Consider the following 12524-nt stretch of genomic DNA (forward strand, 5'->3'; position numbering starts at 1 on the left):
GGCGCGTGCCGGCGCCGGCGACTACTTGCTTCGTGCCGCCGCGCGTTTGGCCTGCACTGTTACCATCGCGTGTCTCACGGCGGTGATGGGGCGATAGCGGATCATACGCGGTCCCGACCAACGCATAACCTCGCGGATCTTCTCGCGCATGGCAGGCCGGTAACAATGCGAAGGACATGCCGAGCAAAATGTCTTGGTGCCCATGTGCGGGCAGTGCTCAATGCGCGCGATGGCGTATTTCTGCAGCTCGGCGCATTCGGGGCAGAGCGTAATGGTTCGAAGGCCGAGTTTCACGCGCACGGACTCATCGCCGCCAGCCTGTTCGACCACATGCCCGCCGCCATGATGCCCACGACACCACAGCGCAATCATCTGCGACACCATTTGGGCCTCACGCTCACGTTTGCGTGCTAGCTCCGGTGTGTCGACTGGGCGCGCCATTAGCTCAGCCTCCCGTGCTCGACCGAAAGCGAGAAATCGGCAAACGCGCAGGTGCTGGCACGGTGGCTTACGAGCACAATGGTCTTGCCGCGGCGCTTGAGCTCGTCAACGGCCTGCATTACGGCTGCCTCGTTGAGAGCGTCAAGTGCGCTGGTGGGCTCGTCGAGCAAGATGAAAGGCGCGTCGTTGAGGAAGATGCGCGCAAGGCCGATGCGCTGGCGCTCGCCGCCCGAAAGCGAGTCGCCCAGCTCGGCAACGGGCGTGTCGAGACCCTGCGGCAGGCGGTCGATGAGGGCGGTAAGCGAAGCGGAGCGGCAAGCGTCGAGCAGCTCGGCATCGGTGGCGCTGGCGTGCGCAACCAGCAGATTCTCGCGTACGGTGCCGCAGAACAGATGTGTGTCCTGGGTCATATAGGCCTCGTGGCTGCGTAGGCTCGCCGTGTTGATGTGGCGGGCATCGACGCCGTTCACCGTGATGGTGCCAGCTGCGGGGTCCCAAAAACGCATGAGCAGCTTAAGCAGCGTCGACTTGCCCGAGCCCGAGCGCCCCATGATGCAGGTCATGGTACCGGGCGCAAAGGTGCAGGTCACGTCGTCGAGGATGAGACTCGCAGCGGTGTCGTTCGCGATCTGCTCCGTGGCGTCCGCACCGCCCGCGTCCACGCCGCCCGCATAACTAAAGCTCACATGCTCGGCTGCGGCGCCGGCAAACTCAACGTCCTGTCCGTCGGCGACCTCGGCGCACTGGGGCTGCTCGTCGAGCAAATCGAGCACGCGTGCGCCCGAGGCGAGCGTCTCCTGCAGTGAGGCACCCAGGCGGCTCACGGCCATCACCGAGCCAAACGACGACACAAAGGTAAAGACGGCGACAAACGCTGCGGCAAAGTCAATCGTTCCCGCAGCCACCAGCTGCAGCGCACGCCCGAGCATCACCAGATTAGCCACAAGAATAAGCGCATCGGCTACGGCCTCGCTGACCGCCTGGCGGCGCTTGAGGCGCGCGTCCACGGCGCCGACTTGCTCGGTCAGCTTGCCCAGGGCACGGCTGCGATCGGTGCCACCGGCAAACTGGATGGTCTCGCCCGCGCCGCGCAGACTGTCGAGTACAAAGGCGCCCAGCTTACCGGCGCCCTCGCGGCTCTGGCGGCCGGTGGTGCCGCATGCCTTGGCCGAGGTCAGGGGCAGCAGCACGCCCAGGACCGCGTAGGCCACGAGCGCGATGCCCGCGAGCTCGGGGCTCACAGCCAGCAAAAAGCCCTCAAACACAACGGTGCAGACCAGAGCTATGGCAATGGGCGAGATGGTGTGCGCGTAGAAGACCTCGAGCAGCTCGATATCCGAGGTGACCAGGCTCACGAGCTCGCCCTTGCCGCGGCCCTCGAGCTTGGCGGGGGCGAGCTGGCGCAGGGCGCCAAACACCAGGTCGCGAATGTGTGCGAGCAGACGGAATGCGATGTAATGGTTGCAGAGCTGCTCGCCGTAGTGGAGCGGCCCGCGTGCGATGCCGCAGGCGGCACAGGCCGCGCATGCTGCGATCAGACCAAGCCCCAAGGCGTTGCGGCCCAGCGCGGCCATAAGGCCGAGGGCGCCAAAGGCCGGCACGAACGCGGCGGTGAGCATGCCAATGCTGCCCAGCGCGACGGCTAGCACAAGCCAGCCGGCAAGCGGTCGGACGAGCCCCATCATGCGCCACATGATGGACGGCGCCGAGCGACGGGCGCGGCCGGAGTCAGGCGCCGCGGTAGCGGAAGACGAGCCGGCACCGTTGAGGCCATCGGTACAGGCAGCGCTGCTGTCAACAGCCTCAACCGCGCCGGCATCCTCGGCACCACCCTCCGCATACGCATATGCCGAGAGCTGCTCCTGGCTGTTCCACATGCGCGCATAGGTGCCCGCGCCCGATAGGAGCTCATCATGGGTGCCGCGCTCGGCAATGCGACCGCGCTCCAGCACCAGAATCTGATCGGCGTCCACGGTTGTCGACAGGCGGTGTGCCACCACAATTACAGTGTGCCCGCCGGCGAGCGATGCAATGACCTCGCCGATTGCGGCTTCGCTTGCGGCATCGACGTTGCTCGTAGCCTCGTCAAACACATAGATCGGCGAGTCGTGCAGCAGGGCGCGTGCCATGCACACGCGCTGGCGCTGGCCACCCGAAAGGTTGGTGCCGCCCTCGTTAATCACCATGTCGAGCCCGCCGTTGGCCTGCACAAAGGCCGCCACGCGCGTGCGGCCGAGCGCGCGCAAAAGCTCGGCGTCGGTGGCGTTGGGCTGGGCGAGCAACAGGTTGTCGCGCAGGGTGCCGGCAAACAGGTAGCCGTTGGTGGGCACCAGCGTGACGGCGCGCATGAGTGAGGTGGCCGTGGCATCGCGCAGTTCAACGCCGCCAATGCGCACGCTGCCGCGGTAGGCGCCCTTGCGGCCCGAGATAATCCCCGCGAGCGTGGACTTGCCGCCGCCGCTTTCGCCCACGAGTGCCACGAGCGAGCCGTGCGCAATGGTCGCGCTGGCGCTGTCCAGCACCGTGCGGTCGCCGTATGCATAGCTCACGCCCGCGAGCTCGATATTGCCGCGACCGTCAAGCTCAACATCGCCGCGCTCGGGCTCGGGCGTATCCAAAATGCCAAACATGCGGCGCGAGGCGGCCATGCCGTTCATGGCCGTGTGGAACAGCGATCCCAGGCGGCGCATAGGCAAAAAGAACTCCTGCGACAGAAAGACGATGAGGAAGGCAGCCTCAAAGCCAATCTTGCCCGTGGCGAGCTGCAGCGTGGCTACGATAATGCCGAGCGCGGCGCCCATATAGACGACCAGGTCCATAACGCAAATGGAGCGCAGCTGCATCACCAGCAGGCGCATGGTCGCTGTGCGGAAACGCTCGGACTCGGCGTTGATGCGCTCGTGCCAGCTGCGATCGGCCTGGTAGACCTTAAGGGTGGTGAGACCCTGCACGGCCTCCAGGAACATGCCGCCCAGATCGACATAGCTGCCCCAGTACTCGGCACCGATCTTTTTGGCGTTGCGCATGACCATCATGATGGAGACGGGGATGACCGGAACGCAGGCGAGCAGCAGCGCGGCGGGAAGACCCGCCTGGCCCACGAGCAGTACAAACAGCGTGATGGGTGCCAAGCCGGCAAAGAAGAGCTGCGGCAGGTAACCGCCAAAGTACACCTGGAGTTGCGTGGCGCCCTCGACGCTGGTCTGGACGGCCTCGGCGGTGGGGGCGGTTTCGGTGTAGGAGGGGCCGAGTGCGGTGAGCTTGTCGTAGACGAGCGAGCGCACGCGGCGGACGGCCTCGAACGCGGCCTTGTCGCCGGCGCGTTGGGCCAGGTAGATGGAGGCGGCGCGCACGATGATGGCGGCGGCGAGCGGCAGGGCCGCCTGTGCGAGGGCATCGACGGCGAGCGCGGCGGAAAGACCGTTCGTGACGATGCCGCCCAAGATGCGCGCAAGCATCCACATCACCGTGATGTTTGCCATGAGCGCGATCCACTTAAACAGGACGCTTGCCATAATGTAGGGCGTTGCCTGCGGAACCAGGGAGAAGAGCCGCTTCTCGAACATGAAACCTCCTATACCGTAACGGTGCCGGGCGGGGTTCTCGGCAGCCGCTTAGTTAGCCAAATGCAACTAGAGTAACATCGTGCAGCGGGTAAGTATGCCGAGGGCTATTTTTTGGCCGATGAACTGCGTAGAAAGTTCAAAATAGTTGAGTGCGGCGAACTTTGTGGTGGACGGAGTGCGGGCGCAATTCTGATCGTGTGCGGCCCCGCTCCAAAACGTGTACGTCAGCCTCCAAAAGCTGCAAAAAATGACATGTTTGGAGGCTGACGTACACGTTTGGATAGGGGCGAGGGCGGCGACGGACGAAAGTCACGCCTGTGCCACGTCCGATGTGCTAGCGTTTGGGTGAATAAAACGAGCCCGCGCGGAAAGGATCCGGACCGTATGCAATGCGATAGTACATCCCCGCTGTCTCGCGAGACCGATGCACCCGAAACTATCGTCAAGCTGGAGTGCGACATCGACGATGCGTCGCCCGAGGTACTCGCCTATGCCGCCGACCGCCTGCGCGAGGCGGGCGCCCGCGAGGTGCACTGGCTGCCCGTTTATTGCAAGAAAGGCCGTCCCGGCTGGCAGCTGCAGGTGATCTGCTCGCATGAGGATATCGAACGTCTACAGACGATTATCTTTTTGGAAACCACGACCAATGGCATCCGCCGCCAGGTTATGGAGCGTGTTTGCCTGCCACGCCGCTTTGAGCGCGTAGCGACGCCATGGGGCGAGGTGTCCGTTAAAGTGGCCACCCTGCCCGACGGCAGCGAGCGCGCGGCGCCCGAGTACGAGGACTGCGCCCGCCTTGCCCGTGAGTGCGACGTGCCGCTCCAGCGCGTGATGCAGGCGGCACAAGCCTCGGCACTGCGATTTGAGTAACGCGGCCGGTGGCACGCCACGTCCAGCCCCATCAACCCCACCCGAAAGGACCACCATGAAATACCTCATCGCCTCCGACATTCACGGCTCGGCATACTGGACAGAGCGCCTGTGCGCCGCCATCGAATCCGAGCAGCCCGGCCGCATCGTTCTGCTGGGCGACCTGCTCTACCACGGCCCGCGCAACGACCTGCCGCGCGACTATGCCCCCAAGCGTGTGATTCCGCTGCTCAACGCTCTGGCCGACCGCATCATCGCGGTGCGCGGTAACTGTGACGCCGAGGTCGACCAGATGGTCCTCGACTTTCCCGTCATGGCCGACTACGCCACGCTGTTCGACGAGACCGGCCGCGAGCTGTTCCTGACGCACGGCCACGTCTTTGGCGCCGGCATGCACAACAGCGTCGACCACGCGCCCGCGCTGCCCGAGGGCTCCGCGCTCGTCTACGGCCATACGCACATTAAGGTCAACGAAGCGAGCGCGACGCACCCGGGCCTGTGGCTCTTCAATCCCGGTAGCGTGAGCATTCCCAAAGACGGCACGCACAGCTACGGTATCTACGAGGGCGGCGCGTTCCGCCACGTGATCCTGGAGGAGGAATAACTATGGCGCAGCACATGGCTCAGCAAAATGCCGAGGGTTCGCGCGACCTGTCCACGCTGGTCGACGCGTCGGCCGAGCTGCAGCATCTGGTGCAGACTATCTGGCGTCTGCGTCAGCCCGATGGCTGCCCGTGGGATCGCGAGCAGACGCATCAGAGCATCGGCAAGAACATGATCGAGGAAGCCTACGAGGCGCTCGATTGCATCGAGGCCGATGATGCCACGCATCTGCGCGAGGAGCTCGGCGACGTGCTCATGCAGGTAGTACTGCATGCGCAGATTGCGGCGGACGCCGGCGAGTTTACGCTGGCCGACGTGGCGCGCGATATCGACGCCAAGCTCATCCGCCGCCACCCACACGTGTTTGGCGATGCGGACGCCGAGAGCTCCGACGAGGTGCTCAAGATTTGGGATGAGGTCAAGCTTGCCGAGAAGGTTGCCAAGGACAAGGCCGTGGCAGCGGGCGAAGCTGCGCCCGAGGGTCTGCTCGACGGCGTGCCCACGCATCTGCCGGCGCTGATGCAGGCGCAGAAGGTGTCGCGCAAGGCGGCTGCCGTGGGCTTTGAGTGGGAGACGGTCCAGGATGTGTGGGACGAGGTAGCTGAGGAGCGTGCCGAGTTTGAGGCCGAGGAGCCCGGCTCGCCCGAGCGCGAGATGGAGTTTGGCGACCTGCTCTTTGCCCTAGTCAACGTTGCGCGCAAAGAAGGAATCGACGCCGAGAGCGCCCTTCGCGCCAGCACGGCAAAGTTCCGCCGTCGCTGGGCTGCGATGGAGGCCGCCGTGCACGAGGCGGGCGATGACCTCGCCGCCTGCTCAACCGCTCAACTCAACGACCTGTGGGACCAAGCAAAAGCAAGCGAGTGAGGCCTGCGTCTCTCACGGCATCCATTCGTAGAGAGGTCTCTACAAGCAAAAAGCCATATACAACGGAAGATGTGCCAGCTGTGCTTCGGCATCCCACTCGAGTTGTTTAGGGTGCAACACGTAAGCCATCCCAATCTTCTTGTTAAAGCGCGCGCGGAATCGGTCGAGGGAGATGGTTCCGTATCTGCGTGGCGACTTAACTTCGATGGGGCTGATGCGCGGCTTTCCGGCGGCATTGACATAGGGTCGGGTAACGAGGAAGTCGATTTCCATGCGCTCCTCCCCCTCCTTCTTTCCGCTTTGGGAATAAAAGAAGAGTCTGTATCCATTGGCCTTTAGAGATTGGGCAACGTAGTTTTCGGTAAGCATTCCTTCGTTCAATCCGATGTCGCCGCGAAGCACGGCCCTGTAAACGTCTTCATCGGTATCGTTGTTGTCAGAGAAGGCAAGCGTTACAAGCAGGCCGGTGTCCGCCATGTAGCACTTGAGGGCCGTTTGCTCCATGCTGAGTGAAAGGCCCACGCTCGGTTCGCTTGCGGCATAGCAGATATTGGCAATTCGCGCGTCTGCCAGCCAAAAGAAGGCTTCTTCGTAGGTGCGCATGCGTGCGTTTTTATCAAGTGAGGAAAGCTTGAATCGTTTTTCGTGCCTAGAGAGCTGACCCGGGATGCCATCGAGTACGGAGACGACTTTGAATTCGTAACCGGTTGCAAAACGAGAGATATCGTTGCGATAGAGCTGGACGATTCGGCGCTTCGAAGCGTCGACGGGCGCAAAAGCGCGCTGTTCAACATAGATGGATACCGGCTCAGGCATGCCGCCTACGAGCATGTATTCGCGCATAAGGGAGAGCGCTCTGCGATGTAGGGCATCGGGGAGCGGCTTCATCTTGTTAAAACTCATGCGAATGAGATCGGCCAGCCCCTTTTCGTCCATGCCCCAAAGAAACTCCTCAAAGTCGAGGGGCTCAAGTTCCAGAGACTCTTCCTCGGATGGGATGACGATATCTTTAATGTTCTGCTTGATGCTGAGCAGGGATCCAGTTTCGATGTAGTCGTAACGTCCGTCTGCAACGAGATACTTGATGAGTCCGCGTGCTTGCGGGTACATCTGGACCTCGTCAAAGACGATAAGCGTCTCGTGTTCATAGAGTTTGACGTTATAGAAAACCGAGAGATAGAGGAAGAGCGAGTCGAAGTCAGTGCGATAGTCCTCAAAATATTGCTTAACTTCGGCAGGTGCTTGAAAGAAATCAATGACAAGGCAGGACTTGTATTCGGTTTCTCCAAACGTGCGGGCAAGCGTGCTCTTGCCGACGCGGCGGGCTCCTTCAATAAGAAGTGCTGTTTTACCAGCGTTTTCATGCTTCCATTTTAGTAGTTTGTCATAGGCTTTTCGTTTAAGCATGGCTACCTCGTACACGATATCCAGAACTTTTATAACCTGATTATGCACGATATCCAGAACTTCAGACCCTTAGAATTGCACGATATCCAGAACTTTGAACGATGTAAAAGCACATTATTGGCTCTTTCATTCGCAAGCCAGGTAAAGACGGTATGCCGATAGAAGAATTTAATGGGGGGGGGCGACCTCTAGAGATGAATGCTCGGTGCAAAAACAAGCGCCCCAAAGAATGATTTCTCCAATTCATATGTATCCCTCGGCTAACTTAGGGCATAATGCAAAAAGTGCGACATGGCTAACTTACGGAGGCGCACCAATGGTGCACAGTCGGCCAGTCGCTTGCATCAACCGTTTCCAAGTGAGAGGGAGACAACATGAGTGACATTTTGGATGTCTACGGTCGCGAGGTGCTCGACAGCCGCGGCAACCCCACCGTAGAGGTCGAGGTCGTGCTCGAGGACGGCAGCTTCGGTCGCGCGATGGTGCCTTCGGGCGCTTCGACCGGCGCCTTTGAGGCATGCGAGTTGCGCGACGGCGACAAGGGTCGCTACCTGGGCAAGGGCGTCTCGCAGGCCGTCGAGCACGTCAACAACGAGTGCGCCGATGCCGTCGTGGGCCTCGATGCCTTCGACCAGCGCGCCGTCGATGCCGCACTGATTGCCGCCGACGGTACGCCCAACAAAACCAAGCTCGGCGCCAACGCCATCCTGGGCGTGTCGCTGGCCGTTGCCCGCGCCGCTGCCGAGTCGGCGGGCCTGTCGCTGTACCAGTACCTGGGCGGCGTCAACGCCCACCTGCTGCCCACGCCCATGATGAACATCCTCAACGGCGGCGTGCATGCCGACAACAACGTTGACTTCCAGGAGTTCATGATCATGCCCGTGGGTGCTCCGAGCTTTGCCGAGGGCCTGCGCTGGTGCGCCGAGGTCTACCACACCCTCAAGGGCGTGTTGCACGAGGCCGGCCTGGGCGGCGGCGTGGGCGACGAGGGCGGCTTCGCGCCCAATCTCAAGACCAACGCCGAGCCGTTCGAGTACATTACCAAGGCCGTGGAGAAGGCTGGCTTTAAGCCCGGCGTCGACTTCATGTACGCCATGGATCCGGCATCGACCGAGTTCTACAACGCCGAGACCGGCATGTACGAGCTCAAGGGCGAGGGCGTTGAGTACACGAGCGCCCAGATGGTCGATTACTGGGAGAAGCTTGTCGACACCTATCCCATCATCTCCATCGAGGATGGTATGGCAGAGGAGGACTGGGACGGCTGGGTCGAGCTCACCCGCCGCATTGGCAACAAGGTGCAGCTCGTAGGCGACGACCTGTTCGTTACCAACACCGAGCGCCTTAAGAAGGGTATCGAGCTGGGCGCCGCCAACGCGATTCTGGTCAAGGTCAACCAGATCGGCACGCTCACCGAGTCGCTCGAGGCTATCGAGACCGCCAAGGAGGCCGGCTACGCTTGCATCGTGAGCCACCGTTCCGGCGAGACCGAGGACTCCACGATCGCCGACCTGGTCGTGGGTGTTAACGCCGGCCAGATCAAGTCGGGCGCCCCGTGCCGCAGCGACCGTATTGCCAAGTACAACCAGCTCATCCGCATCGAGGACGAGCTCGAGGGCAGCGCGCGCTACGCCGGTAAGGCCGCGTTCTACAACATTCGCTAAACGGGCGAATTTGGCGAGGGGGAGGCTGACTCGGTTCCTCCCCGTCTTGGCTGGATGCCGCAAAGAACTATGGGCGCTGGGCCATACGGCTCAGCGCCTTTTTTATGTCGAGCAAAGGCTGGCGAAGGCGGTGCGGGCGCTCGTGCTATAACTAAAGGACTTAGCGCAAACAAACCTCAACCGCACAAGGCGCACATGGATCAGATTTACGACAACAGGTATTATTCCGCCGGTTCGCGCGAGCCGTCGCCTCGTCGTGCGCGTACCGCACAGCTTGGCGGGTCTGGTTATGCTGGTGCTGATCGCTCCAGGTATAGCTCGCCGGCGACTTCGCATCCCAATGCTCAGCCAAATAGTTCCTCGGATAGTCCGGTGCGCCCATCGCGTTCCAAGCATGCGTCGCGCCCTTCGACCCAGGCGTCCGACAAGCCGCGCCGTCCCTCAAGCCGTCTTTCCGGCTCGGACTTTATGCACTACGCCAACGACAACGCAGCGGTCAAGGCAATTTACGACTTTACCCACGGTCCTCAGCGAGGGCTGTTTATCGGTATTGTCGTCGCCCTGGTGCTCGTGAGCCTGTACTTTCCCGTGCGCGACCTCTACGTTGCCAAACGCTCGAGCGATATCTTGGCCAAGCAGGTCGAGATTCGCCAGCAGTACAACGACGAGCTGCAGAAAAGCGTCGACAAGCTGCTCTCAGAGGAGGGCATTAAGGACGCGGCGACCGAGGACCTGGGCCTGGTGATGCCCGGCGAGACCAAGATTGACGTGCTGGGCCTGGACGACGATTCGGACTCGTCGTCGAGCAAAAAGTCCTCGAACGCCAAGAAGGCCAGCGAAGTCGCCAAAGAGATCGAAGAGGTCGGCAAGGACGCGCCGTGGTACATCCAGACGCTCGATATGCTGTTTGGATTTAACGGCGTCGAGGGCCAGACGGTCGTGTCCAACGGCAAATAGCGCCCGGAGGGGAGCCTGCAATGGCAGATTGCAAACGCTATAAGGTAGCCGCGATTGACCTGGGAACAGTGTCGTCGCGACTGGTGTTAGCGCAGGTCGAGGCCGGGGCGATCGTGGAATCGTCCAAGCATACCGAGATCACCGACTTGGGCGAGGGCGTGGACGCGACGGGCCGCTTTTGCGAGGCGGCCGTTGAGCGCGTGCTCGCCGCATGCCGCATGTTTGTGGACGAGGCACGTGCCTTTGGGGCCGCGTGCATCTGCACCACATGCACGAGCGCCGCGCGCGATGCGTCCAATGCCGCCCTGCTGCTGGACGGCCTGCGCGAGCTGGGGCTCGAACCGCAGGTGATTCCGGGCGAGGTCGAGGCACGCCTGACGTTTTTTGGCGTGGCGCACGACTTTGCCGGCGAGCGCATTATTGTTGCCGATTCGGGTGGCGGATCCACGGAGCTCGCGACGGGCGTCTATGCGCCGGAGCGTGGCGTCTTTGCGCTAGAAGGGACGCGCTCGCTGGACATTGGCTGCCGCCGTGTGACGGAGCGGTTTTTCTCGGCGCTGCCGCCTGCGGACGGCGAGCTTGCTGCCGCTGCCGCATGGGCAAACGAGCAGTTTGCGGGCTACTTTGAGAGTCTGCCTGTCGACTTTGAGCGCGCCGAACGCTTGGTCGCAGTGGGCGGCACGGTGACTACGCTGGTGGCTCTGGTCCACGAGCTGGAGCCGTATGATTCGAGCTTTGTGCACCTGCGCGAGCTTTCGCTGGAGCAGGTTTCGGCCGCTATCGAGCGCATGTCCGCGCTGGATGTTGCGGGCATCGCCGCGTTGCCGGGCGTGCAACCCAAGCGCGCGGGCGTGATCTTGGCAGGTGCCGTGGTGATTCGCGAGCTCATGCGAGCCGGCGGCTACGACACGCTCACCGTAAGCGAGAACAGCCTGCTCGCCGGCATGGCCGCTACCATCAACGAGGTTCTCGACGGCGCCATCCCCACCATCGGCTGGACCCCCAGCCTTAGCGCCCTTTAACTATTCCACTGCAACTTAGAGCCCCACCGGCGTCCAAAAGAAACGAGCCCGCATCCCTTGGGGACACGGGCTCGAAAGCTCCATATGGTAGGGGCGGTGGGACGTCCGCGTATTTGCTGCGCAAATCCGCACCGGCTTCGGTCGCCTGCCGGCGCCCTCGCCGGCTCGCTGCGGACGCTGCGCGTCCGCTTGACGCTCGCCCCCTCGCGGGTTCGAGCCCCAGCGGCGTCCAAATAAAACGGGCCCGCATCCCTGGGGGACACGGGCCCGAAAGCTCCATATGGTAGGGGCGGTGGGACTCGAACCCACAATCCTTGCGGCGAGAGATTTTAAGTCTCCTGCGTATGCCAATTCCGCCACGCCCCCGTGAGACTAGAAGTCTAGCACAAGCCGTCCGTTACGCGTTGACGGCCATCGAGTGTTGGCCCGACTTCTCCAGGAACTCCTGGAACTTGGCTTCGTCACCCTTGTTTTGGTACTGCAGGGCCAGCAGGTATTCCAGGCGGCAGCTCTTGACCTTGTCGTCACCGGCCTCCTTGAGCATGCGCTCCAGCTCGGGAATATCGTTGTGGCGCTTGAGGATCATCGTGTCGTACATCAGCTGGCACTCGTGTGCGACTGCCTCGGCCTGACCGCCCTCAAAGCCCTTGATCTCGTGCAGCAGCTCCTTGGACTTTTTGCGGTCCTCCTGGCCAACGTAGTAGTTAAAGGCCTTAATGACCAGGTCGACACGCTGCATCTTGGGCAGGTTGAGTCCCAGCAGCAGGTCGAACATCTCGTCGGCGCGCTTATGGTCCTCGCGCAGCAGATAGGAGTTCAGGCGCAGGTAGTCGCGGTTGTAGCGCGGGTACAGCATGCTGGTGAGTTTGCCGTCGAGCAAACGATCGAACTCGTCCCACTGCTTGGCGGCCATGAGCTGCTGCAGGCGTTTAAACGTGGTGCGTTTTTTGACGCTAAAGAACACCGACACGGCGATGCAGATGATAACGACGGCGGTCCAGAGTGTGCGAGAATCGGGCATATTAGGGTCCTTAGTCGCTCATAAAGCGAGCGGTATGACAACATGTACTAGATGTATTATACGCAGCGCGAAAGCAAACTGGCATAAAAGCTCATCGAGGCCGAGTGCC

The 12524-nt window shown here is 62.0% G+C and carries 10 protein-coding genes and 1 tRNA gene; 6 read left to right on the forward strand and 5 right to left on the reverse strand.

What is annotated here, in order from left to right:
* Positions 1 to 21: 21 nt before the first annotated feature.
* Together DW823_RS07400 and DW823_RS07405 are read right to left on the reverse strand one after the other, a co-directional pair.
* Complete coding sequence (locus tag DW823_RS07400; RefSeq protein WP_089573587.1) at positions 22 to 441, reverse strand: nitrous oxide-stimulated promoter family protein; 420 nt, start codon at positions 439 to 441, stop codon at positions 22 to 24.
* Complete coding sequence (locus DW823_RS07405) at positions 441 to 4007, reverse strand: ATP-binding cassette domain-containing protein (protein ID WP_118081464.1); 3567 nt, start codon at positions 4005 to 4007, stop codon at positions 441 to 443. Before DW823_RS07405 ends, DW823_RS07400 begins: the two co-directional genes overlap by 1 nt.
* 384 nt (positions 4008 to 4391) lie before the next feature.
* Between DW823_RS07405 and larC the strand changes: the two genes are divergently transcribed.
* Genes larC through mazG form a run of 3 tightly spaced genes read left to right on the forward strand, consistent with a single transcriptional unit; the run spans position 4392 to position 6344 of the window.
* Complete coding sequence (gene larC / locus DW823_RS07410; protein WP_117759428.1) at positions 4392 to 4877, forward strand: nickel insertion protein; 486 nt, start codon at positions 4392 to 4394, stop codon at positions 4875 to 4877.
* Positions 4878 to 4932: 55 nt separating this feature from the next.
* Positions 4933 to 5481, forward strand: coding sequence for a phosphodiesterase (gene yfcE / locus DW823_RS07415; RefSeq protein ID WP_117759430.1), 549 nt, complete (start codon positions 4933 to 4935; stop codon positions 5479 to 5481).
* A gap of 2 nt (positions 5482 to 5483) precedes the next feature.
* Positions 5484 to 6344, forward strand: a complete 861-nt coding sequence (mazG, locus tag DW823_RS07420) for a nucleoside triphosphate pyrophosphohydrolase (protein ID WP_118081466.1) — start codon at positions 5484 to 5486, stop codon at positions 6342 to 6344.
* Between the two features lie 39 nt (positions 6345 to 6383).
* Here mazG and DW823_RS07425 read toward each other — a convergent pair whose 3' ends face one another.
* Positions 6384 to 7766 carry an ATP-binding protein gene (locus DW823_RS07425; RefSeq protein ID WP_233543044.1) on the reverse strand — a complete coding sequence of 461 codons (1383 nt, stop codon included), beginning with the start codon at positions 7764 to 7766 and terminating at the stop codon, positions 6384 to 6386.
* A 359-nt stretch (positions 7767 to 8125) separates the two neighbouring features.
* On the opposite strand from DW823_RS07425, the gene eno reads away from it, so the two are divergent.
* The 3 genes from eno (at position 8126) to DW823_RS07440 (ending at position 11394) form a co-directional block, all read left to right on the forward strand.
* Entirely contained in the window at positions 8126 to 9415 is a 1290-nt protein-coding gene (gene eno, locus DW823_RS07430; protein WP_117769943.1) for a phosphopyruvate hydratase, read from the forward strand.
* Positions 9416 to 9610: 195 nt separating this feature from the next.
* Entirely contained in the window at positions 9611 to 10372 is a 762-nt protein-coding gene (locus DW823_RS09960) for a septum formation initiator family protein (protein WP_229025880.1), read from the forward strand.
* 20 nt (positions 10373 to 10392) lie between these two features.
* Positions 10393 to 11394, forward strand: a complete 1002-nt coding sequence (locus tag DW823_RS07440; protein ID WP_117769942.1) for a hypothetical protein — start codon at positions 10393 to 10395, stop codon at positions 11392 to 11394.
* 281 nt (positions 11395 to 11675) lie between these two features.
* Here DW823_RS07440 and DW823_RS07445 read toward each other — a convergent pair.
* Positions 11676 to 11760 (reverse strand) — tRNA-Leu (locus DW823_RS07445).
* 31 nt (positions 11761 to 11791) lie between these two features.
* Complete coding sequence (locus tag DW823_RS07450) at positions 11792 to 12415, reverse strand: hypothetical protein (RefSeq protein WP_117746837.1); 624 nt, start codon at positions 12413 to 12415, stop codon at positions 11792 to 11794.
* Positions 12416 to 12524: the final 109 nt, after the last annotated feature.

Origin of the sequence: Collinsella sp. AM34-10, from assembly GCF_003469185.1 — a bacterium.
Lineage (GTDB): Bacteria > Actinomycetota > Coriobacteriia > Coriobacteriales > Coriobacteriaceae > Collinsella.